This window comes from Rothia terrae (genome assembly GCF_012396615.1).
Lineage (GTDB): Bacteria > Actinomycetota > Actinomycetes > Actinomycetales > Micrococcaceae > Rothia > Rothia terrae.
The window spans coordinates 104,013-128,206 of the sequence record NZ_JAAXPV010000003.1 but is presented as its reverse complement, the minus strand read 5'-3'; the positions used below and the strand labels follow the sequence as shown (position 1 = coordinate 128,206).

The 24,194-nt window shown below is 55.8% G+C and carries 19 protein-coding genes, 1 tRNA gene and 1 other RNA gene; 12 read left to right on the top strand and 9 right to left on the bottom strand.

Annotated features, from left to right (window positions below):
• Position 1: 1 nt before the first annotated feature.
• The 3 genes from HF984_RS02805 to HF984_RS02795 form a co-directional block, all read right to left on the bottom strand.
• Positions 2 to 1,579 (bottom strand): DUF1800 family protein, encoded by a 1,578-nt coding sequence (locus tag HF984_RS02805; protein WP_168614166.1) that lies wholly within the window; start codon positions 1,577 to 1,579, stop codon positions 2 to 4.
• Positions 1,580 to 1,992: 413 nt separating this feature from the next.
• Positions 1,993 to 2,739 (bottom strand): SDR family oxidoreductase, encoded by a 747-nt coding sequence (locus tag HF984_RS02800; RefSeq protein WP_168614165.1) that lies wholly within the window; start codon positions 2,737 to 2,739, stop codon positions 1,993 to 1,995.
• Between the two features lie 94 nt (positions 2,740 to 2,833).
• A tRNA-Ser gene (locus tag HF984_RS02795) sits at positions 2,834 to 2,918 on the bottom strand.
• Positions 2,919 to 3,188: 270 nt separating this feature from the next.
• Between HF984_RS02795 and ffs the strand changes: the two genes are divergently transcribed.
• The 4 genes from ffs (at position 3,189) to HF984_RS02775 (ending at position 8,823) form a co-directional block, all read left to right on the top strand.
• An RNA gene (ffs, locus tag HF984_RS02790) (signal recognition particle sRNA small type) lies at positions 3,189 to 3,285 on the top strand.
• A gap of 443 nt (positions 3,286 to 3,728) precedes the next feature.
• Positions 3,729 to 7,097, top strand: a complete 3,369-nt coding sequence (locus HF984_RS02785) for a DNA polymerase III subunit gamma and tau (protein ID WP_168614164.1) — start codon at positions 3,729 to 3,731, stop codon at positions 7,095 to 7,097.
• Between the two features lie 213 nt (positions 7,098 to 7,310).
• Entirely contained in the window at positions 7,311 to 8,468 is a 1,158-nt protein-coding gene (recR, locus tag HF984_RS02780; RefSeq protein ID WP_168614163.1) for a recombination mediator RecR, read from the top strand.
• A gap of 172 nt (positions 8,469 to 8,640) precedes the next feature.
• Positions 8,641 to 8,823 carry a hypothetical protein gene (locus HF984_RS02775; protein ID WP_168614162.1) on the top strand — a complete coding sequence of 61 codons (183 nt, stop codon included), beginning with the start codon at positions 8,641 to 8,643 and terminating at the stop codon, positions 8,821 to 8,823.
• A gap of 109 nt (positions 8,824 to 8,932) precedes the next feature.
• Here HF984_RS02775 and HF984_RS02770 read toward each other — a convergent pair whose 3' ends face one another.
• Genes HF984_RS02770 through HF984_RS02760 form a run of 3 tightly spaced genes read right to left on the bottom strand, consistent with a single transcriptional unit; the run spans position 8,933 to position 10,959 of the window.
• Positions 8,933 to 9,223 (bottom strand): DUF6176 family protein, encoded by a 291-nt coding sequence (locus HF984_RS02770; RefSeq protein ID WP_247596415.1) that lies wholly within the window; start codon positions 9,221 to 9,223, stop codon positions 8,933 to 8,935.
• Between the two features lie 52 nt (positions 9,224 to 9,275).
• A complete protein-coding gene (locus HF984_RS02765) occupies positions 9,276 to 10,463 on the bottom strand; it encodes an MFS transporter (protein ID WP_168614161.1) in 1,188 nt (395 codons plus the stop codon).
• A gap of 7 nt (positions 10,464 to 10,470) precedes the next feature.
• Complete coding sequence (locus HF984_RS02760) at positions 10,471 to 10,959, bottom strand: DUF2087 domain-containing protein (RefSeq protein WP_168614160.1); 489 nt, start codon at positions 10,957 to 10,959, stop codon at positions 10,471 to 10,473.
• 449 nt (positions 10,960 to 11,408) lie between these two features.
• On the opposite strand from HF984_RS02760, the gene HF984_RS02755 reads away from it, so the two are divergent.
• Positions 11,409 to 12,707, top strand: coding sequence for an aspartate kinase (locus HF984_RS02755; RefSeq protein WP_168614159.1), 1,299 nt, complete (start codon positions 11,409 to 11,411; stop codon positions 12,705 to 12,707).
• A gap of 239 nt (positions 12,708 to 12,946) precedes the next feature.
• Here HF984_RS02755 and HF984_RS11815 read toward each other — a convergent pair whose 3' ends face one another.
• On the bottom strand, positions 12,947 to 14,185 hold the full coding sequence (locus HF984_RS11815) for a phospholipase D-like domain-containing protein (RefSeq protein ID WP_168614158.1): 1,239 nt from the start codon (positions 14,183 to 14,185) through the stop codon (positions 12,947 to 12,949).
• Positions 14,186 to 14,385: 200 nt separating this feature from the next.
• On the opposite strand from HF984_RS11815, the gene HF984_RS02745 reads away from it, so the two are divergent.
• From HF984_RS02745 to HF984_RS02735, 3 genes are all read left to right on the top strand, one after another.
• A complete protein-coding gene (locus HF984_RS02745) occupies positions 14,386 to 15,342 on the top strand; it encodes a 3-methyladenine DNA glycosylase (RefSeq protein ID WP_168614157.1) in 957 nt (318 codons plus the stop codon).
• Between the two features lie 24 nt (positions 15,343 to 15,366).
• Positions 15,367 to 15,582: a hypothetical protein gene (locus tag HF984_RS02740; protein ID WP_168614156.1), complete on the top strand. Its 216-nt coding sequence runs from the start codon at positions 15,367 to 15,369 to the stop codon at positions 15,580 to 15,582.
• Between the two features lie 139 nt (positions 15,583 to 15,721).
• Positions 15,722 to 15,940: a helix-turn-helix domain-containing protein gene (locus HF984_RS02735; protein WP_168614155.1), complete on the top strand. Its 219-nt coding sequence runs from the start codon at positions 15,722 to 15,724 to the stop codon at positions 15,938 to 15,940.
• Between the two features lie 72 nt (positions 15,941 to 16,012).
• On the opposite strand, the gene HF984_RS02730 is transcribed toward HF984_RS02735, so the two are convergent.
• Together HF984_RS02730 and HF984_RS02725 are read right to left on the bottom strand one after the other, a co-directional pair.
• Complete coding sequence (locus HF984_RS02730; protein WP_210729533.1) at positions 16,013 to 16,666, bottom strand: DUF4126 domain-containing protein; 654 nt, start codon at positions 16,664 to 16,666, stop codon at positions 16,013 to 16,015.
• Between the two features lie 93 nt (positions 16,667 to 16,759).
• The gene (locus HF984_RS02725; RefSeq protein WP_168614154.1) at positions 16,760 to 17,377 is read right to left on the bottom strand and encodes a PepSY domain-containing protein; all 618 of its coding nucleotides are present in this window, start codon (positions 17,375 to 17,377) and stop codon (positions 16,760 to 16,762) included.
• 569 nt (positions 17,378 to 17,946) lie between these two features.
• Between HF984_RS02725 and purS the strand changes: the two genes are divergently transcribed.
• The 4 genes from purS to HF984_RS02705 all read left to right on the top strand — a co-directional run bounded on the left by purS (position 17,947) and on the right by HF984_RS02705 (position 23,997).
• Positions 17,947 to 18,198, top strand: coding sequence for a phosphoribosylformylglycinamidine synthase subunit PurS (gene purS, locus HF984_RS02720; RefSeq protein ID WP_168614153.1), 252 nt, complete (start codon positions 17,947 to 17,949; stop codon positions 18,196 to 18,198).
• A 2-nt stretch (positions 18,199 to 18,200) separates the two neighbouring features.
• Entirely contained in the window at positions 18,201 to 18,998 is a 798-nt protein-coding gene (gene purQ, locus HF984_RS02715; RefSeq protein ID WP_168614152.1) for a phosphoribosylformylglycinamidine synthase subunit PurQ, read from the top strand.
• A 32-nt stretch (positions 18,999 to 19,030) separates the two neighbouring features.
• Positions 19,031 to 21,349, top strand: coding sequence for a phosphoribosylformylglycinamidine synthase subunit PurL (gene purL, locus HF984_RS02710; RefSeq protein WP_168614151.1), 2,319 nt, complete (start codon positions 19,031 to 19,033; stop codon positions 21,347 to 21,349).
• Between the two features lie 188 nt (positions 21,350 to 21,537).
• A complete protein-coding gene (locus HF984_RS02705) occupies positions 21,538 to 23,997 on the top strand; it encodes an HAD-IC family P-type ATPase (RefSeq protein ID WP_168614150.1) in 2,460 nt (819 codons plus the stop codon).
• Positions 23,998 to 24,194: the final 197 nt, after the last annotated feature.

Below are 24,194 nucleotides of genomic sequence, written 5' to 3'. Positions count from 1 at the left end.
CTTAGACAAGCAAGAAGTGGGGAGCGGTCAAAGTAGCCTCAACAAGACGCTTTACTTCATCGTCACTGCTGATGCGTTCGCTATCTGCAACACGAGCATCACCAGAGACAGCCTCCGGGGTCGTGTTCTTAGCGAACGTTGCCAAAGCCCCCACAATGTTGGGCTCGTTCTCAATGGAATAACCGGTGAGGGTTACAAAAACCTTGCGCGCCGCATCGTTCACGCTGGTTTTACCCACCGTGATACCCAGCGCGTCCGCCCAATCAATAGGCTCAGCCCAGCGAGCAAAACTATCTTTCGCGTTGCCGTCCCACGTTGAAATGTAGTTGGTAAACCGCGAGAACTTAGAGATGCTATTGACATTGGTGGAATTAATCCACGCGCGCGGGCTCAGCGGGTAACCGTCAGTTGCCGGTGCGGTGTAGGGCATACCGGCCGAGTAATAGCTAAGCATCATAAACACTCTGTACAAGGGTGTATAGATAACGCTCATATCAGAAAGATTATTAGTGTTCTTGAGTTTCAATTTTCCTGAAGCAAATAGCGAAGCCAAGACACTTGCCGGACGCTGGATAGTCTGACCACCCGAAGCACGGAATTCAGCAGATTTAAACAAAATTCGCAGAACGGGACGAATATCCGTATCAGCCTCAAGATAAGCGTCAGCCATTTTCTGCTGAAGCCCCTGCCAATCTTGGTGCTCCCCCACAAAATACTGAATCAGACGACGCGAAATGCGCATGGCGGTACCGCGATCGTGCGTCAGATAATCAATTAACTCACGCAAAGTTGCATACATATCTTCAGCGGTAGAACCACCGTTCTCAAGGGTACGACCGCAGACAGTAATCGGACCAAAGAAATGAAGGTCAGGACGAGCCTCGCTCAATACACCATCATAATTACCCTTAAAACCGGTCATGAGCTTAGCCACTGCAACCACATCATCCTGCGAGTAACCCTTATCAGTACCCCACGTGTGTAGCTCCATAATCTCGCGGCCCATATTCTCATTCAGCGCGAACTGAGTATTCGTGATGTTATCGAGAAACAGATTCATCGTACGAGTATTGATCAGCTCCCACAGCAGGTCACTGTACTTACCGAGGGCGCCATCAAAAAGCACGTTCACGTAGTCGTGAAAACCATCCGGTGACTTCTCAATGCTTGCAGCCACAGTATCAGCCCAAAACTGAGCTATCTTAGCCTGTAACTGCTTCTCAGATGCCCAACTACGGTGGAAAGCTGCCTCTAGAACGTAAGTCGCCACATCATAGTTTTTGTGACGATTACCACCGTGATAGGTGTCGTAGAAATTCTTATCGAGAGTCTTACCCGCCGGTGCCTTGATAAAGCACGAAGGGAAAATTGCCTTGCGCTCGCTGTTGTACTGGGCGCTTTCGGTCAGAGAATCAGGGTTTAGCTGTTTCTCGATCCACGCGTCCACGCCCATTGATTCAATAGCGGATGCGCGTGCTGCGGTAGGTGCTGCACACAGTTTGCGTGCGAAAAACCAGCCTTCTCTGCTGGTCAGTTCAACACCGTTGAGGTACGGGGAGTTAAAGCTGATATTAGCCATATGTCTGGGATTTTCCTGGGATTGTCGATAAAGATAGGACTGCGCCAAGAATCCACGGGTGCAATGGTGCTGCATCGCAATAAGTTGTGGTTCTCATGCCTGCTGTAGCAACCTCAAACGGGGATTTCAGGTGGTTACAGCCAGTATGTATGTCTTGTGACTACCGGCAAGTTGGGGACTTACCCGTCACAAGGCATATAGACAGTCACCTTTACTTTATGCAGATGCCTTACGCCAGGACAAGCAACAAAGTGCGGGTATTTTGTGGGCTGTTTAGTGGTGACAAACAACCTCTCGGTGTTTCACACCACGTCAGTGGGAGGTTTTCGTGTCCTGACTCTTTAAACGCCTTAAACGCCGAGAACAGGAGCGGTGGGGTAAGGTGAGGTGGTTTGGCAGAGGCCAGTACCGCCTTATGCCTGCTCGCGCACCCACTGCTCGATGTTCGGCTCAAGAATAACCGCATCCGCAGGAGCATGAAGCGAACCGTCACCCAAACCTTCAAGCGCAGGGTCGACAGTCACCACCTTGCGAGAATCATCCCTAGCTGCGAGAACCTTTTCAGTCAGCTGTGGCAGGGTGATGCGCTCAGCACCGGCGACGGTCACCACACCTTCACCGTGCTCACCCTCTGCGGCTTCTACCAAGAAACGGGCGACGCTACGGGTAGCTACCGGCTGAATGTCCCAGTTCTGCACGCGAACTTCATGATCGGCTTCTTCGGTGCCCGCGGGATTCAGCACAAATTCAAACCACTGAGCACTACGCACCACGACGGGCAACTTGGCATTTTTTGTGATTACACCTTCTTGCTCAAAACGCGCCTTGTAGAAAGGGAACTCCTGCAAGTTCTCTTTCTCAACACCGTTGATAGAAAGCATCACGACGCGCTCAACACCCTGATCGTTCGCCACTCGAGTCAGAGTCTGAGCAGCATCAACAATCGGCTGGACGGGGTCAGCAGCGTCAGGAGTCGCCACCTGCGAAGCATCGATTACAGCGTCCGCTTTCTTGAGCGCATCAGCCAAGCCTTCGCCAGTGCTTAGATTGACACCCTTTGAACGGGAAATCTCAACGAGCTCGTGGCCGCGCTTCTTTGATTCTTCAACAATGAGCTTTCCAAGAAAACCGGAAGCTCCAGCAATTGCAATAGTAGACATGGGTTCAGCCTATCCCCCCCATACCCGCCAACTAGGGGGCGGCGCACAGACACTAAAAAGCCCCGGCTCACATGAGCCGGGGCTTTTCTCATAGCGGAGGATAGGGGATTTGAACCCCTGAGGGCGTGAACCCAACACGCGTTCCAGGCGTGCGCCATAGGCCGCTAGGCGAATCCTCCAAGCGTTGCTTCTGCACAAAATACGCAGTCACGAAAGCGAACAGATACGAGCTTACCTTATAAGGTGTACGGTTCGCAATTAGAGGTAGCTCAGTGAGAACGCCGATAACGACTAAAGACAGAAGGTGAGGCGAGTGCAAGGTCTTACTATAGGCAGGCGTGTAAGCTCGCATCCTTGATTTAGGGAGCAGATGGATTGGCAAGAAGGGTGTTGCTGACTAGGGCGTCCTGTCGCAGATTGCCTCAGCTATATCTTTACTGTAGACTTTTACTTGCCTCTCACGTGGCGTTATCTTGGAGAACTCCCCCAGGACCGGAAGGTAGCAAGGGTATCTGGGCTCTGACGGGTGCGTGAGGGGTCTTTTTTGTTTAACGCCCGCGTCCGCATCCGGGTGATAGCCCTCGCCTCCTGCCTGCCCGTTTCTGCCGCGGGTGTGACCACAAAACCGTCAAGGTGACCATAAAAACGTCACAATCACCCTACTTTTCGGAGTATTTTGACGTTTACGTGGTCACTTTTCACCCAGGTAGTCTCGACGCGATCACCCGGCAGACGCACATCCCGCCGACGCGCGTCCTGCTTTATATGCCCATCCGACGCCCCCCGGCACCCCGCCCATCGCACAGTGCTTGCCACCAGCGGTCTGCAACGCGGCCGTTCGTTAATGAGGTAAATGTCTTAGCATGCTCGGCGTGAACCACCCTTAAATTGTCAGTCCCCCTCGCTAAACTTGGTAAGAGTCGTTGACGCGAGCGCCGAAAGCTCGCGCATCGCACCTGTTGAATTGAACGAAAAATGAGGGTTTAGCTGTGAGCACTGCTTTGTACCGCCGGTATCGTCCCGAAACTTTTGCCGATGTTATCGGTCAAGAGCACGTGACTGAGCCCCTTATGACTGCGCTTGAGAAGAACCGCGTCAACCACGCCTACCTCTTTTCTGGTCCGCGCGGTTGCGGTAAGACAACGTCGGCTCGTATTTTGGCGCGTTGCCTCAACTGCGCTGAAGGCCCTACGCCTACCCCGTGTGGTGTGTGCGATTCTTGCCGTGAGCTCTCCCGCGACGGTGGCGGTTCACTCGACGTGATTGAGATGGACGCGGCGTCCCACGGCGGTGTTGACCATGCGCGCGATCTGCGTGAGCGTGCGTCCTTCGCGCCTGTGCGTGACCGCTACAAAATCTTCATCATCGATGAGGCCCACATGGTCACCCGTGAGGGGTTTAACGCCCTGCTCAAAATCGTTGAGGAGCCGCCGGAACACATCAAGTTCATCTTTGCGACGACCGAGCCCAACAAGGTGCTGGGCACTATTCGTTCGCGTACCCACCACTATCCTTTCCGACTTGTTCCGCCTGAAACTCTTACTGCTTACCTGCAGAAACTTGCCGATGAAGAGGGTGTTAAGATCGCTCCCGGCGTTCTGCAGCTGGTAGTGCGTGCCGGTGGTGGCTCAGTGCGTGATTCGCTCTCAATCTTGGATCAGCTGATTGCCGGCGCATCAGATGCCGACGGCGTCACTTACGATCTTTCCGTTGCGCTGCTTGGCTTTACTCACGGCGAGTTGCTGGACGAGGTCATTGAGGCTTTCGCATCCAACAATGCAGCTACTCTCTTTGGCTCTGTTGACCGCGTGATTCAGACCGGTCAGGATCCTCGCCGCTTTATCGAGGACCTCCTTGAACGTCTGCGCGATCTGATTATTATCAAGGCTGTGCCGGATGCTGCCGAGCAGATTTTGCATGGCGCATCGGCTGATCACATTGTGCGCCTGCGCGCCCAGGCAGACAAGCTGGGTGCGGGCGAGCTCTCTCGCGCGGCGGATATTACAAACACGGCGCTGAACGAGATGAGTGGCGCCACCAACCCCCAGCTTCACTTGGAACTTTTGTGTGCGCGCATCATGCTGCCCACTTCCGATCAAAGTGCCGGTGGTTTTGGTGCGCGTTTGGACCGCATTGAACGACGCATCTCCGGTGGAGACGTTACTATTGCAGTGCCTTCAGCGGGTGCTTCTGCTGGTCAGACACAAGGTCTCAGCGAGCAACCCGCACCCGTCCAAGGGGCAGGACGCGCCGCTGTACAAGCCGCGCTGAACGCGTCACGTCAGGCGCAGGGTAAGCAGACTGCCTCGGTTCAGGGTAACCAAGGTGGACAGCAGGCGGTGAGCGGCCAGACTGCTCAACCACAAGCATCTGCGTCACAGCAAGCACCGACACAGGAACCAACACAGGCGCAGAATGCTGCACCCTTAGCATCGCAGGGCAACGCTCCCCTGGCGCAGTGGAACTCTCAGCGACAAGGACAGCAGGGGCAAGGTAGCTCCCACGCCACTGCCCAACAACAGGTTTCTGCGCAAAATCAGAGTGCTCAGAACTCAGCGCCGAACCAGGCCACGCAAAACCAAGCTCAGAACCCGAACCCCACCCCTGCGCAGCAGGCTCAGAAACAGCAGCCAACTCAGCCCGCTCACCCCACACAGCAGTCAGCCCCTCAGGGCGAGAACGTGGTGCAGATGGTTCTTACCGCATGGCATGACGTCATTGCGCGCGTGCAAAGTCCAGTTGCGCAACAGTTCTTGGCGCGCTGCACCCCCTCTAAATTTGAAAACGGTCAGCTCTATATTCGCGCCACCATGCCCGTATTGCGCCAGGTCAAAGACCATATTGGCGACCTTGAGAGCGCTCTCAACGCCGTATTAGGCTTGCAGGTTCGAGTGCGTGCCGAGGTAGATAAGGGTGATGCTTCGCAGACTCAGCCCGCTCAGGCTAATGGCCAGTCCACGCCGTCTCAGCCGCAGCCCGGCGCTCCTCTGCAGAACCAGCGTCCACAGCAGCATCCACAGACTCAGCAGCCCCAAAACCAGCCTGCGCAGAACCCGGCTCAACAGCAGCAAGCATCCTCACCGCAGCAAAATGAGCACAACGAGCGTCCTCAGAATCTCGAAATCGCTGAAGGTCCGCGTAGTGGTGAAGCCGCATGGGCTGCGCACGGCCAACCGCGCACTCAATCCGAGCCCCAATGGAGCCAGGACGATTGGAACAATCCCGTCACGAGCTGGGATGTTGCGTCCATTCCGCAAAGTGGTGAGCCAGCCCCAGCATCAGATACTTCGCGCGGCCAGTCAGCATCAGAAGAGTCCGAGAATAGCCAACCGATCCAGGAATCAGCTCAGCCTGCACCGGAGCAGAGCAACGACCCCGAAGACCAGCTCTCTCAGGGCGCAGCCAACGGTTTTGATGCTGAGGACGCTCACGAGCAAGAAGCCTCAGAGCCCGTCGACCATTCAACCGCTCAGGCACAGCGTGAGCAGGTAGAAAACGCTACCGAAGATACTCAGTACTTCCCGGATGCTGCTGACGAAGCAACCGCCGATGACGATGCAGAAGACACTGAGGCTGACTCGCATCCGGCAGCCGCACAACCGGTTGAGCCCGAGGGTGAACCTGTTGCAGACGGTACTACCGCAACGGACCTTCCCGATTCTGTGGATGATAGCCGTAACTCTGATGCGCCGGATTCTTCAGAACCCCAGGCAGGGCAGAACCCAAAAGTAGCTGAGCCGCAGGCTCCCGCGCGTCCAATCGCTGAAGAATACGGCGATTATGAAGGCGGATACTTTGACGAGGGCCCGCAGGATGAGCCTGAGTACATTGCGGGGGTTGGCTATGTGAGCGACTCTGCTCAGACAGCGCAACAGTCAGCACAGTCTCAGCATGAACAGCCTCAGCGTGAGCAGGTACAGTCCTCACAGCTCGCCCAGTCTCAAGGGTTCCAGCAGGCACAACCTGCACCGGCTGTAACGCCTCAACCGGGTGCGCCGTTAGCTGGCGCGCCGCTTGCTGGCGGACGCCCGCCCCTGTCTAACGGCACGCAAGGCTTCCAAGGTGCGCCGGCACAGCCGCAAGTTGCTCCGGCGGCTTCGGAGGCACCCGCATCCGCACCAGCGCAGCCTAGCGTTCCCGGCAAGAAATTGTCTTTCCGCGAGCGCCACGCCGCGCAGTTTGAGGCAGGACGCCGCGCTAAGCAACAGAACAGCATAGCCGCACCGGAGGTTGAGGAACCCACAGAGTTTGTGCCGTCAGATGAAGACATCGCTCTCGAAGAAACCGTGCTCATGGGCCAAAAAGCAATCGAGCAAATTCTCGGCGGCAAAGTGATTGAAGAAACCAGCAACTTCTAAGGCTCAAGAGGTAGAAGCTGGGTGAGTCGCTAGCTGGCATCGGGGCTGGCGTGAATCACGTGCGAGCGCCCCGCGCGAGTGCGTGAGGGGGACTGCTAGCGAATCACCCAGGTTCTATCTCGGGCACACCGAGGGCTGTCCAAGCGTCCGGAATTTTCCTCGCCGCCACGGGGTTTTACTTAACACAGCATTGAACGATTGTCAGGAGTGTATGTGTACGAAGGTGCCGTCCAAAATTTGATTGATGAGTTGGGCAGACTTCCCGGTGTTGGGCCCAAGTCTGCGCAGCGTATCGCGTTCTATATTTTGAATGCGGATGCCTCCGAGATGCAGAAACTCTCAAGTGCGATTACGCAGGTCAAGCAGACCGTGAGTTTTTGTGAGGTGTGCGGTAACGTCTCTGAAACTAAGCTCTGCGTGATTTGTAGGGATGAGCGTCGCGACCCTTCTGCGCTGTGTGTGGTCGAGGAGTCTAAGGATGTCGTGGCGGTGGAACGCACGCGTTCCTTCACAGGTCGCTACCATGTGCTGGGCGGTGCGATTAACCCGCTGGCGGGTATGGGACCGGAGCAGCTACGTATTCGTGAGCTGGTGGCGCGTCTGTCGGATGAACGCATCCAGGAAATTATTTTGGCAATGGATCCCAACCTTGAGGGCGAGGCTACTGCCACCTATCTGTCGCGTATGCTCACTCCCCTGGGTATTCGCGTCTCGCGTTTGGCGTCCGGCCTGCCGGTGGGTGGCGATCTTGAGTATGCCGATGAGATTACGCTGGGGCGCGCGCTCGAAGGCCGTCGCATTATTTCGGAGGGTACGCGGTTTACGCAGGCGAACGCTGCCGAGGAATTTGAGCAGGCTGTTGAAGAAGAAACCGCAGAGGTTGAGGCACAGAAGGCGGCTGAGCCGTCTGCACCGCGTCAGCGCTGGAACGGGTCAATGTTCGATGACATTGATGATTCTGAAGACACAGGTAGCACCGACGACGAGGGGTCAGCTTCTGATCGCGCGGTTGAGCAGGACGCCGGTGGGCAAGGCGCAGGCGAGCAGGGCAGTCTGAATGAGGCTTTGTTAGAACAGGAAATTCAGGCGTTACCGGTAGCCAGTGACCAGTTTGGTGCTTCGCAAGAGAGTAATGACGCCGCTGGGCAGGAGGCTCCACGTCGCGTCCCCGGTTCAATGACGGCAGAGGAACGTGCCGCTGCGGCTTTCGATGAGGAAGAAGCGACGTCGCAGGATGCTAGCGAGAGTCAGGACGCGCGTCGTGCGGAATACGAGCGACAGTTGGCCGAATTGCGAAAGACGCCGCTGCGCACTGCAAAGCCGGATGTTCCGCCTATTCCGGGGAAGACGTACGTGAACCCCTGGGAATAGGATCCGATGAGTCGCTCGAGTTCCCACTTTTTGCCCGAGTTCCCTGTCATTAAGTGGGAACTCGAACAAAACCTGGGACCTCGCCACAGCTGACAGGATGCATCCCCGAAGTTTTCACACACTTTCAGAATTGGGCAGTATACTTATTGGCAGTCTACTCAAAGGAGAAACTATGAGCATCCTCCAGAAAAAGAAACTTATCATGCTGGTTTTGAAGTACCTTCCCGCATCCGTGCCGTTGAAGGTGGCTCTCTTCCTGTTCAAGAATAAGACCGCGCGTAAGATCGTCCAGAAACTGCTAGGGCGCAAGATTACTCGTTTCTTGCCTTTCAGCAAGGGCCTATTCGGCCGCTAAACCGCAAGCGCGGACTATCCTTTTCGGGCGTGGACTGTTGAAGTCCACGCCCGAAAGTTTATCTAGCGTCCAAAAGAAGGACGCGGTTTAGAGGCTGAACTTCTGCACCTTACAGTAGAGGCGTCATAGATTCCCGCACATGTGGCAGTAGCATCAAGACCTTCGGCGTCAGTTTCACCCCGGGGTAGTTGGGATCGATACATTCCAGCCAAAATTCAAGATGCTTACGGTCGAGCCAATGCTCAGAGTCATGAACCGACTGCGGGTTATCGCCCTGCACGCTGTACCAATACAAGTAATAGACGCCGTCTATCTGCTCAGCGAAGATGGACTCCACGTACATCTGTTCAGGTTCGAGGGTCTCTTCTACTGCTGGCATGTTCGCATTGAGAAACTCCATCCACTCCTGCACTCGTGCTTCTTTCCCCGCGAGTACTCGAAACCGCATGAGTTCAAATTTTATATTTTTTCCTCCGTACTCTTCTTTGCACTATCAAATTCAGACACGAGCACACCGTCACTGATATGCCCGCTACCGCCATCAGCTGAAGGGCAAGCTCCTGCCCCGCAAAGGCGGCTATGGCGTAGCCGGCCAGCAGACATACGTACACCACCCAGCGAAAACCAGCCCACGCGCGTCCTTGAAACTCTTGGGAGACCGATCCAATAATGACGCGGTTAATGACAGCGTTGAACATGCCGTTTCCTGCTCCGCCCGCCCAAAAAAGCAGGATGATCACAGCAAACGAAGGCTGAAATAACCCGACGCTCCCGAGAGCAATACCAATAGGCAAAGCTGTCAGCGGGTGTTGTGCAACGGGGTGATCGCCGATGAACCTACCCATCCAGCCACCACAGATGACTCCCGCACCCCAAGCAGCAGACGTGACACCAAACTCTTGAGGTGTTAGCCCCAGAAAATAAGTAAGCGCGAAGACGCCGGAAACATCATCAAGCGAGGTACTCGTGACTGTAGTGATAATGAGGGCGAACCCCAGTAGCCCAAACACGCCGGGAGAATACAGAAGACGTACTCCGGTGGTCCAGGAAGTCTTGTCACTGGCGTCATCTAAAACAATGACGCCGGGGGTAGCCACCAGGGCGCCAAGCCCCGCAAAAAGAAGCATGGCAAGCGCGTCCGCGGCTAACATCCACTGGATGATGCCGGCGCCGAATCCCACTCCGCCAAGGGCGACGCCCACAACGCCCGCGAGCCCCTGAACTGTTGCCAGGTGCGCACCGGTTTTTGCGGCGTCCAAGGAGTAGTGGGCTACCAGTTTCTGCGCTACCGGCCCCACCAGCGCAGTGCACGAGCTCATCAGTGCGCACCCCGCTATAATGATGCCCCAGTGGAGGGTGAGCGCAACAGTCGCCATGATGCACGCATTAATAACCAGGGACGCGGGCCACCACCACCATTTCAAATGTTTATCGGCCAGATGACCTCCCAGCAGTCCCAGTACCACACCGGGGACAAGATGAGCAGCGAGTACAGCGGCCATCAGGTAAGACTGCCCCGCCTGAGCGGCAAGCAAAGAAAAACCGATGGAAGACAAACCGGTGCCAAGAGCAGAGACAAAAATGCCTAACAGCAGAAGGTTCAGGGCGGTGCGAGCTGAAAATTGACGAGTCAGCATCATCGCCCACCTAGTTATCGAGATTGAACTTCTGTACCTGCCCATTCAAATAGGCAGGTAGCCACAGCGCTTCCCACTCCGGTGCCTCACTGTGAAGGACGGTCTCCCACCGGTTAGGCGCAACGCTCGTGAGCCAGTAAGAGCCCGCATTGTCTCGTTGCAGGTACCCGTAATCGATCAGTTCGCGACGTAAATACGCGAAATCTGGCCACAGCGCGCGCAACTTCTCGTTGATGTCCTTCTCTGTATACGTAACCCCGACATCAAAGAGATTCACCAGATACAGCAACACGTGCGCCCGCGCCTTGCGCTTAGACGGGAAAGCGGTGAGCGCCCCATCCTTGAAAAAGCGTGTAACCACGGTGCGATGCTCATTTTCAGCAGCCAATACTTGCTGCGCATATTCTTCAAGAAGCTGTGCCCTAGCGGCGGTAAAGTTCTGCCCGGTTTCAGCCATTCGTTGGCGAACGAGGGTCTTAAAGTTTTTCTGAGAAGTCACGAATAACCTACCTTGGCGCATCCCAGCTATGCGTTTTAGGCACGGTTCACGCGCGTCGAAAAAGGTGTAAAGACAGCCGGAAGATTCTCTCTCCTTCGCGTGTACCTCACCGCGCTGGGTAGGCGAGGACGCTGGGCACCGGCTGTGCGCCTGCTCACCAGTGTAGCGGACGCACACCGACATAGCGAGTGCTACCGCCCCCTCCGAGAACACGCTACTTCACCTACATTTCGACGGTTTACTCAACGCCCACCCTGCGGATACCGCCGTGAACTGCCACCTACTCGCGTCCACCATGTAATACATGCGCTATCTCACCTGCGGGTATGTCACAGCGCGTCATAAAGTAGTAATCACTACACAATGTGGTTTGCTGACCTCAAAACCATAGGATGTAAGTGAGCCGGCAAACCGCACCGGCATGTAGAAACGTTTTACTGGAGATAACGATGAGCCTAATTGTCCAAAAGTTCGGTGGGTCCTCTGTTGCTGATGCTGACGGCATCAAGCGCGTTGCTCGCCGCATTGTGGACACCCAGAAGGCGGGTAATGATGTCGTGGTTGTTGTCTCAGCGATGGGTGACACCACTGACGAGCTACTTGATCTTGCTGAGGAAGCCACGAACGCTGTGCCCGGTCCTTCACGCGAGTTGGACATGCTTCTGACTGCTGGTGAGCGCATTTCGATGGCTGTGCTTGCAATGACGGTCAATTCTCTTGGGGCTAAGGCGCAGTCTTTTACAGGCTCGCAGGCTGGAATGATTACTGACGGTGTGCACGGTTCTGCTCGTCTGGTTGAGGTTAATCCTGATCGTATTCAGAAGTCCGTGGATGAAGGCCACATCGCGATTGTTGCGGGTTTCCAGGGCATGAACCGCCAAACCGGCGACATTACCACCCTCGGACGCGGTGGCTCCGACACCACCGCTGTCGCCTTGGCTGCGGCAATGGACGCTGACGTCTGTGAAATTTACTCGGATGTTGACGGCGTGTTCACTGCCGACCCCCGCATCGTACCCTCTGCGCGTAAGCTAGATACTGTTACCAGTGAAGAAATGCTTGAGCTTGCTGCTAACGGCGCGAAGATTCTGCACTTGCGCAGTGTTGAGTACGCGCGTCGTTTCGGTCTGAAGTTGCATGTGCGTTCGTCGTTCTCGCAGCTTGATGGCACTATCGTTCTTCCTGATAACCCCGAAGATTTTAAGTTTGAGAACCTGAAGGAGATCCCCTTGGAGCAGCCTCTGATTTCTGGTGTTGCACATGACCGTAGCCAGGCAAAGGTAACCGTGGTGGGTGTGCCCGATGTTCCCGGTTCTGCCGCTGAGGTGTTTGGTCTGCTGAATGAGGCTGACGTGAACCTCGACATGATTGTGCAGAACGTTCCTACTGACCGTCCGAACGTCACCGACATTACCTTCACCTTGGATCAGGCTCAGGGCGGTAAAGCTGTTGAGGTTCTGACCAACCATAAGGCTGAGCTGGGGTTCGCTGAGGTTCAGTACAACGACTCCATTGGTAAGCTTTCGCTGGTAGGCGCCGGCATGAAGGCTAACCCTGGCATTTCGTTCAAGTTCTTTGATGCACTGCGCGAAGCTGGTGTGAACATCGAGATGATTTCAACCTCCGAAATCCGCATCTCTGTTATCACCGACATCGAAAAGCTCGACGAGGCTGTTCAGGCTGTTCATACTGCCTTCGACCTGGATGCTGACGGGGAGGCTACCGTATACGGCGGTACCGGACGCTAGGTTCCAGGCGTCTAAGGCTTCTGAGGACGTTGTTCATCAACTGGCGCGGGGCTGGCGTTTAAAGGATGTTGATGAACAACGGCTCGAAGAAGCCAGTTGGCTGCAACGCCCGCTCAAAACCTATTGATGGATAAGCAGTCGCTGAAGGTTTTATCTCAAAAGGACGCCCGCTCTCCCCTACTGCCGTAGGCAGGAAAGGAGGGCGGGCGTCCTTGTAAGCTTTCGGGTGAAGCCAGAGCCTAGAAGGTGCTGAGCCCCGTTGCCTCCTGCACGCGGTAAACAAGATGCTGCCAGGCGGCTGGTTTCTTGTACTCGTCGAGGCTCTGCGTGAACGTGGCTCCGCGGTTTTCCCATTGCCCGGTCCAGTAGTCGGTGAACTCCATAATAAATTTTGGTCGAGTGGAGCGCACGTACAGCGACGTTTCAAGGTTGAAACCTGACACGTTTTGGCGCGTGAAGTTGCCCGATCCAACAATAATTTCGATGGAGTCCGGCGTCAAAAGTGCAATGAACTTAGGGTGGTATTGCTCGCCAGTAGTTGCCGCCCAGCGCACCTGAATACCGGCGTCCGCAAGTTCGGCTGAGACCGGCAGGTTGGGCAAACCGGTTTTGTTGCGCCCGAAAGCGTCCTTGTTCTTAGCAAGGATGACCTGCACTCGCGCTCCCCTGCGCGCAACATCTTTGAGGGCGTTGATGATGCTGCGTTCTGAGAAGTAGAACATCCCAATGGTCAGTAGTTCACCGGGGCACGCGGAATTAATGAGTTCTACCACGCGTGTACGGATTGCGCCTTCGGTCAGGAGCGAGGCAGCATCCGCGCCGTCCTCATCGCCAGCATCAACCTCCATGCTGAGATTGTCAAAGAAAGTGCCCTCCGGTGCAGAAAACGCGTACACGGCGCGTTCACTTGCCAGCAGGTCAGCGACCACAGCACCATCAACATGAAAACCAAAGTTAGCGTTGGGCGCGGACGCGTCGTGCGGGTTAGCCGACGACACCACGGCTTCGCGCTCATTGAGCGCCACCTTGCGATGGTTAGCCTTGAAATTTAGCAGCTGAGTATAGGCGTGCGCACTCACCTTAGGACCTTGTGGATGTAGCGCGTTCGGCAGTACAGAAGCACCAACCGGTAGCTTTGACAATACACTGCGATACAGCGCAGAGTAAGCGGGGTTAGAATCCGGTAGCGCATCCAGGTTAGTTTCAACGGCCTCGATGCCGGCAGCCCACATCCGCTCAAAATAGTCACGAGAATAAGCGCCGTAAAAGGTGTTCATGGGGTCTGTAATCAGCACAATGGGCAGCTGTGGCGCAGCTTCTTTGCGCTGGATCAGAAGCCGCGTAATGCGCGCTGACAGGTTCGGGTAGTCGCGCTCCTGTGAGTGGTCCGGGTTAAACAGGAACATATCGAGCACCAAGAATTTTTGGGCGTTAGCGATAACCTGCTCGATGGCATCAAAAATCGCCTGCTCACTCACCTGCTGTCCATCGCGCGTGAAAGTGAGATCGGCCAGCATCCGCACACGGGCAGGACGGGCAGAGCCAGCGACAGATAATCCGGGGCATATCGGGCGACAGAACACTGCGAATACGCGATGAACCAGACATATGTCTATCTTGTCACGATTGACAAGAACTCGCGGGCACTGTCACATCTTGCGCAGGTAAACTTGAAACCATGCAATTTTCACCGCAGACCTTAGTTTTAGAACGCGCCGAATGGCAGGAATTAGCGCAGGCGCACCAAGCGCGCGCCGGACGCTACGCGAACCCCTACGTTGAGCGTCGTAACCGCGGTGAAAAGCACCCCGTTGAGGACTTTCTCTTTACCTATTACACTCTCAAACCCGGTCAGATGATGCGCTGGCATCCGGGCGCTGGCATCATTTTGTTAGACGCACCCGAGTACGCAGATCAGAAGTTCTACCGGGCTGTGACGGCGCAGGAGTTGCAGGATGCCGGCGTCCGGGCAGAGCGTGCGCAACAGCTGGCGCACGAGAGCGCCGCTGTAACCGTCGATATTGAAGGCTTCTTAGAAAAACGCGGAACTGCCGTCAGCTTTACTCGCGAGATTCTGAGCAATACTGCCGCTAAACCCGGTTATTTCGGGTGCTTTGGTATGCACGAGTGGGCCATGGCCTATAAGTCAGTGGAGAACAATATCCGCCACGACTACCTTGGCCTTCGACTCGGTGCTGAGGGCACCGATAAGGTGGTGGAGTCCCACAAAATTAGGTGCTCGCACTTCGATGCGTTCAGGTTCTTCATGCCGCAGGCAGCACCCATGAACGAGCTTCAGCCCACCCGCGAGCAGCAGCGTAACCTTGAGCAGCCCGCCTGTTTGCACGCCAACATGGACGTCTACAAGTGGGCGTACAAGCTTCTTCCGCTGGTCTCCTCAGAACTCCTCATGGACGCCTTCGAGCTGGCATGGGAAGTGCGTGAACTCGATATGAAGGCGGCACCGTACGATCTGAAGGATTGGGGTTATGAACCGGTTAAAGTTGAAACTACCGAAGGTAAGGCGCAATACGTACAGATTCAACGCGAGTTCGCCGAGAGGTCGGTGGAACTTAGAAATAGCCTCCTCGCGGTCGTCGAAACGTACAGGTTCGCGCTTACCGAAGCTGTCTAAAAAGCTGTTTAGAAAGAGGTAATCATGGCTGAGTCACTGACCATCGCAGAGACCGCCGAATACTTGGGCGTCAACGAATTTTCCGTGATGACATGGTTTGGTGAGGACGCCCTCGTACAGGATGAGTCCGCGCCCGGCGTCCGCTTTACTCGCGCGTCCGTAGAGGCTTTGAAAGAGGTGCTGGTCAACCGCAAGAGTGAATCACGCACCATGATGCGTGATTTCGGCGGGGAATACTAAAACTTCAGCGAGGCGGAGGCTTCGCAAGTACAGCGAAACCTTCCGCAATATTGGCATCTTCAGTGATGCAGGTAACCTGTTTGTCACATTTGACGTGTAGGCTTACTAACACGAGATACCCGATAGAAGGAGTAGACCCATGTCAGATAACAATCTTTTGAGCATTGAGCAGGTTGCTGCTGCACTCGGCATTGATGAGTCAGCAGTGAAGTCACTGCTTGACGAAGGCAAGCTGTCACCTGCAGGCGGTGGCGAGGACGGTCTGAAGTTCTCACCCGAGGCTTTGGGCGCGCTCAAAGACAGCGGCTTCGGTGGCGACACCCTGCGTGGCGCGCTGAACGGCACCGACCTCATCTAAGGTTTTTACGTGCAAGAAGGGCTCAACCTATTACGGGTTGAGCCCCTCTTTTTTGCGCTTTCACGCGGCTTACTAGTAGGTGGTCGCTGCCTGTGATCGCTTTTTGCGAGCGCGTATTCTGCTCACTGCCATAGTGACGGGAATGGCAATGGCTACCAATATCAGGGCAGCGAGAATAGGCAGGAAGATAGCGGCAATGGACAGTAGTACGGATGTGGCGTCCTCGGCGGTTGAGACCATAGGCGCACCCACGCCGACGGTTGCGCCGTTGATGAGCGGACGCGTCGTCATTTTAAAGAGGTGCACGAGCAGGGCGATGATAATGCCCACGACAATGGCAACCCAGGCACCGGACTGCACGTAGGCTTCGGGATCGGTGACGGTGTCGCTACCGCCTACGCTGAAACCGGCAATGTTTGAGACTGCGGTGGAGCCGAAGACGATACCGCCGGAGGTCGGACGCACGATGGTCTGGATAAAGTCGTTAACAGTATCGACGGCGGGGATTTTGTCAGCCACGACTTCAAGGGCTAGGAACACGCTTAAGATGATGATCGCCCAGCCGTTGGAAAGCCAGTCGAATCCGCTGCCGAGATTGACGAACTGGGTGTATCGGTCAAGAAGGCCAAGAACCAGAAGGGGGATGTACGCATTAAGCCCTGCGGATGCCGCGAGACCGGTACCGGTGAGAAAATCCATAATGCCATCGTATAGTCCGCGGCTCATAAGTACGCCAGAAACCTTCCACATGAGACCTTTTAGACCCCTGGTATGAAGGTTTGTGGCGTGCTTATGGCCTGAAGCGATGCCTTAGCGCATCTATTGTGTTTGTTTCTTACGGTAGATAAACACTGTATCTAGCGCTAAGAAGAGCACCAAAGAAATCCCTAGCAACGGTAAGAAAAGACCAATCGCTACAGCAACTAGGGTTAAAGGAAGCCAGAACCACACGGGTATGTTCTTCCACATCGTGTGAGGAGGAACCGCACCCAATCTGTGAGATTTATTTTTAGGACGACGTTGCCACCACATCACGTATCCCCAGATACACAGCATTGTTAGAGCCACAGAAAATATCACGATGACCAGCTGGTTAACAGCGCCAAACATGATGCCCATATGTGTATCAACACCCCATCGAGTCAGCTTTGCAGCGAGCGGATAATCTGCAAACCGAACGGTATCGACGATGGTGTCATTCTGCGGATTCACAGCAACAGAATCTACCTGGGTGGGAAAGCTGCGCTGAGTTTCGGTAACAGTCCACGCCGTCCTGTCTGCACCGGGAACTATCTCGATATTCCGGGAGTCGATGGTCGGCTCTTGGCGAGCGTCCTGCAGAATACGGTCATAAGAAATAGCCTGCTCTTGAGGTTCTTGGCGTGTATGAGCATCGTGGGCACGGTAACGACTACTGTAATAAAGTGTGCTAGCCACATGCTGATGCTGAGATGGTGGGATTCTGCAACCCGCGTCGGCACATGCACCTGTATCTGATGAGAGTGCGAAGGATGGAATGCGTGATGGTGGTGCATCACGGGTCCATGCGCTTTCGCTAATGCTTCAAATAATGTGTGGAAAACAAATTGGCTGGTAAGAACCACTGCACCTAAGCGCGGCAACGAGAACTTATGAGAGCTCAAGGCTATGCAGACCGGTGTAGATAGCACCAGTGGAATGAGCATAGCAAGAATTGAAAATGACCACGCACCACCTGCTATTGCGTGCGAACATAGCGCAGCAAACGTTGCGAAGGTAGCAGAAAGCGATCCACGAAGGACTCTTTTCTGGCGGTGTTTCTGTTGCACCTAAATATAATAAACGTCGAAGGCCCTTAGCGGACGAGCACCGCACGCTTTACTTATTCAAAATTTAAACTTATCTGATGCAGTTCCTTGGAACATTTACACCTCAGCGCGCCCGGGTTACTTCAGCTCACTTTTTCGGGTTAAGATGTTTAACGGTCAATTGTTACCTTTTTACGCACATCTAGGAGTGCCCATACTATGGCCCGTATTGTTGTTGACGTTATGCTCAAGCCTGAAATCCTTGACCCTCAGGGTAAGGCTATTGCTAACGAGTTGCCCCGCATTGGTTTGAAGAACTTCACCGATGTTCGTCAGGGTAAGCGTTTTGAACTCACTGTTGACGGTGAGGTTACCGAAGAGCTGCTGGCGCAGGCTCGCGAAGCTGCCGCTGAGCTGCTCTCAAACCCCGTGATTGAGGACGTCATCAACGTTGAAGCACTGGAGGACTAAGCATGGCTGAGTCTTTGGCTCCTACCGAAGTTCCCTTGGTGGGTGACTTCTCACAACCGACTACCGACTCCGCACTATCAGGTGTGCGCGTTGGTGTTATTACTTTCCCCGGCACGCTGGATGACCGCGACGCTGCTCGTGCCGTGACCCTTGCCGGTGGCACCGCTGTACCGCTGTGGCACGATTCAACTGATCTGCAGGACGTAGACGCTGTTGTCGTACCCGGCGGTTTTTCGTACGGTGACTACCTGCGTGCTGGCGCTATTGCTGCTAAAGCTCCGATTATGGAGAAGGTTATCGAAGCGGCTAACTCCGATGCGGCACTGCCCGTTTTGGGTATTTGCAACGGTTTCCAGGTACTGACCGAAACCCACTTGCTGCCCGGCTCGATGATTAAGAACGATCACCGCAAGTTCATTTGCCGTGACCAGGTTCTGCGCATCGATAACAACGAGACCGCGTGGACTTCTGACTTTGAAAAGGGTCAGGAAATCGTAGTGCCCCTGAAGAACCAGGACGGCCAGTACGTTGCGGACGCGGAAACCCTCGAAGAGCTTGAAGCTGAAGGACGCGTCGTCTTCCGCTACGTAGGCGTAAACCCCAACGGTTCACGCAACGACATTGCGGGTATCGCGAACAAGCGCGGCAACGTCGTGGGTCTCATGCCTCACCCCGAGCACGCTGTAGAACCCGGCTTCGGCCCCGACTCATCCGGTTCCGGCGACGTCGCCTTGCGCGGCGGTGCTGACGGCCTGGGTGTGTTCACCTCGGTTCTCAACAAGCTCGTTTCAGCACGCTAAGCGTCTGCCCTATTTCAAGGAATTTTTACGATATGAGTGAAAAGCAGTTCAATCTGGACACCGTCGAGAACGCGGCGGCAACTCCAGACACCGAGCTCCCCTGGGCTGAGCTTGGTCTGAAAGAAAACGAATTTGAAGACGTCAAGAAGATTCTTGGCCGTCGCCCCACCGCAGCTGAGCTGGCAATGTACTCAGTCATGTGGTCTGAGCACTGCTCCTACAAGTCATCCAAGGTTCACCTGAAGCAGTTCGGCGCCAAGGTAACCGACGAGATGAAGAAGGACCTGATGGTCGGTATCGGCGAAAACGCCGGTGTGACCGACATCGGCAACGGCTGGGCTGTGACCTTCAAGATTGAGTCACACAACCACCCCTCCTACGTTGAGCCCTACCAGGGTGCAGCAACCGGGGTTGGCGGCATTGTGCGTGACATCATCTCCATGGGTGCTCGCCCCGTTGCTGTCATGGATCCGCTACGCTTTGGCGCCATCGATCACGAAGACACCGCGCGTGTCCTACCCGGTGTTGTATCCGGCGTTGGCGGCTACGGCAACTCATTGGGTCTGCCCAACATCGGTGGCGAAGTCGAATTCGACGAGTGCTACCAGGCTAACCCGCTGGTTAACGCGCTGGCTGTAGGCATCATGCGTCACGAAGACATCCGCCTGGCAAACGCATCGGGTGTTGGCAACAAGGTCATCCTCTTCGGTGCACGCACCGGTGGCGACGGCATCGGCGGCGCGTCCGTTCTGGCGTCCGAGTCATTCGACGACTCCAAGCCCTCAAAGCGTCCCGCTGTTCAGGTGGGCGACCCCTTCGCAGAAAAGGTACTCATTGAGTGCTGCTTGGAGCTCTTCAAGAACTCCATCGTTGAAGGTATTCAGGACCTCGGCGCAGCAGGTATCTCCTGTGCAACTTCAGAGCTGGCGTCAAACGGCGACGGCGGTATGCACGTTGACCTGACCAAGGTACTTCTGCGTGACCCCACCCTGACTCCCGGCGAGATTCTCATGTCAGAATCTCAGGAGCGCATGATGGCAGTTGTCACCCCCGAGAACCTCTCACGCTTTGAAGACATCATGGCCAAGTGGGACGTTGAGTACTCAGTACTCGGCGAGGTCACCGGCTCGGGCCGTCTGACCATCGAGTGGGACGGCGAAATCATCGTTGACGTTGACCCCAAGACCGTTGCACACGACGGCCCCACCTACGAGCGTCCTTTTGCACGCCCGGATTGGCAGGACGACGTTCAGGCTGACCACTTCACCGGTTCAGAGGCGGACGCGCAACGTCCTACCGGCGGTGCCCTCGGCAACGCTGTTCTCGAACTGATGGCTGGCCCCAACCTCTGCTCCAAGTCATGGATCACCAACCAGTACGACCGCTACGTTCAGGGCAACACCGCCCTGGCAATGCCGGACGACGGTGGTGTGGTACGCGTGGATGAAAACACCGGTTTGGGCGTTGCACTGGCAACCGATGCAAACCCCCGCTTCACCTACCTCGACCCCTACGAGGGCGCACGCGCGTCCTTGGCTGAGGCTTACCGCAACGTAGCAACCGTGGGCGCACGTCCCGTTGCTGTCTCTGACTGCCTGAACTTTGGCTCCCCCGAGGATCCGGACGTCATGTGGCAGTTCGCTGAAGCTGTTCGTGGCTTGGCTGATGGCTGTATGGAACTGGGCGTTCCCGTCACCGGCGGTAACGTGTCGCTCTACAACCAGACCGGCGACCGCGCCATCAACCCCACCCACGTTGTGGCAATGATGGGCGTTATGGACGACGTCACCCGTCGCACTCCCTCAGGTTGGTCAAAGGCTGAAGACGGCCAGGCTATCTACCTGCTGGGCACCACCCGCGACGAGTTGGACGGCTCAGAATGGGCACGCTTGAAGGGTCACCTGGGTGGCCAGCCTCCCAAGGTTGACTTGGCACTGGAGCGCACTCTGGGCGACATGCTCGTGAACATGAGCCGCGACGGCATGATCGACGCTGCACACGACGTTGCAGCTGGCGGTCTGGCAGCAACCCTCGTTGAGTCCTGCCTGCGCTTTGGCACCGGTGCTCGCATCGGTCTGGGCGAAGTTGCAGAACGCGATAACGTAGACACCTTCACCCTGCTCTTCTCGGAGTCGCTGGGCCGTGTGGTTGTCTCCGTTCCTCGCTCCGAAGAGGTTCGATTCAAGGACATGTGCACCGCACGCGACTTCCCGTTCGCACGCATCGGCGTGGTGGACGCGGCGTCCGAGGCATTGGAAGTACAGGGCGAGTTTACCCTCACCCTCGACCAGATGCGCGAAGCACACGAAGGCACCATGGCACGCTACTTCGGTGAGGTAGCACAGGGCTAAGGCTCTTACCGCCAAGGTAACCACATACAAAATTCCCGAGCTACACATGATTTTCGTGTGTGGCTCGGGAATTTTGTATGTGGGACGCTGTGAGCCGAGGCGGTATCTCATCCTTACGCAGGATGCCGCCGCCCACCAGCGTCCTCTAGAATGATAAAAACACCCCGACCAGACCCCGGAAATGTTGTATGAAAAACTCTCGCTCAACAGTTGTTCCTCGCGCCGAAGACCGACAGAACATTGACCCGCATCAGGGGCTGAGCGAGAGCCAAGTTTCAGACCGTATCAACGCCGGGTTAGCGAACACTGTGGATTCCACGACCTCCCGTAGCGTCTGGACGATTGTTCGAACCCATCTCTTCACACTTTTCAACCTTATTTTGGGGCTGTGCGGGCTTGCTGTTGTCCTTCTGGGACGCTGGTTCGACACCCTTTTTCTTCTGGCCGCTATCACCAACGTGGTGGTGGGCTTTGTGCAGGAATATTCGGCTAAGAAAAAGCTCGATCAGATTGCCTTATTGCGCCGCGATCCCGCAACAGTAGTGCGTGAAGGACGCGTGCAGCAAGTGCCGCTGGATCAGCTCGTCGTAGACGATGTTGTGGTGCTCAAGCGCGGTGACCAGGTTCCCGCCGATGCCACCGTTCTCACGTCCGATGGGTTGGACCTCGACGAGTCAATGCTGACCGGTGAGAATGACCCCGTGGCGAAGGTCCCGGGTGATGCGGTGCTTTCTGCATCGTCGGTGCTGGGCGGTACGGGACGCGTGCAGATTTTCGCCGTCGGTGCTAATTCACACGCGAACAAGCTGGCGCAGGAAGCCCGCCAGTTTACGCGCATTAATTCCGAGTTGCGCGCCGGTATGGAGCGTGTGGTCAAGTGGATTACCTTCGCTCTAATTCCAATCATCGCGATTGTTGTGAACGGCCAGATGATGGCGGTTGGCGGCTGGTCGCGCGCCTTATCAAGCGGTGCGTGGCAGGATGCCACCATCGTCGCGGTCTCGTCCATCGCGTCCATGATTCCGCAGGGTCTGGCGTTGATGACCACCATTTCGTTTGCGGTTGCGGCCGTGAAACTGGCGCAGGACGAGGTGCTGATTCAGGAGCAGCCTGCGGTTGAGGTTCTCGCCCGCGTGGACGTGGTGTGCTTCGATAAAACCGGTACGCTCACCGAGGGTGGTGTGGGTTTTGATTCTGTGCAGGCACTCGATAACGCACCGGCAGGCTGGCGTCAGGCGCTAGCCTGGTTTGGTGCCGATGAAAACGCTAACCCGACAGCCGCTGCCCTGAGCGAAGAATTCACCGACGTACCTGCCAAAAAAGCGTCGGGAACCATTGCCTTTTCTTCGGCGCAACGTTTTTCTGCGGTGGAGCTTTCCACCGGCGCCTGGGTTTTGGGTGCGCCAGAGGCACTGTTGGACGCGGGCACCCCAGAACGCGAGCGAGCCAGCGAACTCGCCGCGTCCGGCCTGCGCACCATGGTTCTCGCGCACACCGCGTCCTTACCGCGCACTGCAGACGGCAAGGTGCTGACCGATAAGCCAAAAGCTAGCCCGGCTTTGCTGATAACCTTCCGCGAGCAGGTGCGCGAAGAGGCACCGGAAACCCTGCAATACTTTGCTGACCAGGGCATCAGCCTCAAGGTCTTTTCGGGTGATAACCCACAGACCGTGGCTGCAGCCGCTAAGCTCGCCGGCATGAACGTCGATAGCGGTGCTATCGACGCGTCTGCCCTACCCGCCGACGGTGAAGAACTTGCTCAGGCGGCGCTCACGCACAACGTCTTCGGTCGCGTCTCGCCCGAGCAGAAAAAAAATATGGTGCTCGCCCTGCAGAAAGCTGGTCACACCATAGCCATGACGGGTGACGGCATCAACGACGCTCTCGCCCTCAAACATGCAGACCTCGGCATCGCGATGGGTAACGCTGCCCCCGCCACCAAGGCAGTATCGCGTCTGATTCTTCTCGACGGACGTTTCGATCGTCTGCCTTCCGTCCTCGCCGAAGGGCGCAAGATTATCGCAAACATCGAGCGCGTTACCAACCTGTTCCTGACCAAAACAGGCTTTGCGATTGTGCTCGGTGTTCTTCTGGGTCTGTTGTGCTGGCAGTTCCCGTTGCTACCGCGCCAGTACTCCACGGCTGATCTTCTGATGGTGGGAGGCCCTGCCTTCTTCTTGACCATGATGAACAATACCCGCCGCTATGTGCCCGGGTTCTTGAATAGAGCCCTGCATTTTGCGGCACCTAGTGCCATCATTATTGCTCTCTCGCTTATTGTGCTGAATTTTGTGGGACGCGCAGAGCAGGTAGCCGGTGGAGCGTCCTTGACACAGTTGCAGACGGCAACGCTCATTACGCTGGTCATGCTGGGGCTGTGGAATTTGACCACGGCGGTGCGTCCCTTCGATCTCAAACGAGCGGCTCTAGTGGTTGCCATGTACTTCGGTTTGGCGCTTGCGGTTCTCGTCCCCATCTCGCAGTGGTATCACCAGTTTGAGCTTCCCACCGGCCCCCTCCTGGTGTGGACGCTGGCACTCGGTGTGCTCGGTAGCGCGCTGGTTGAAGTCAACTATCAGTACCATCAGCGTTGGTTGCGTAGGTATCATCCGGACGCGGTTGCCGCCACTCGCGCAGCAAAGTATTAGAAATTTTAAGGGAAGCCTTAAACTTACTCATTCCACAGCTTGTATATAGCCAAGTGAAATCCATGTTTTTCTGTGGCATAGCATCAAAAACCAAGTGTTGCGTATTGTGACAACCCGGAGTAGAGTAAGCATCGAATTTGGTGTGAACCAAGTAGTAATCATCAGGATTGTTACTGACAATGCAGGCAAGACCTGAG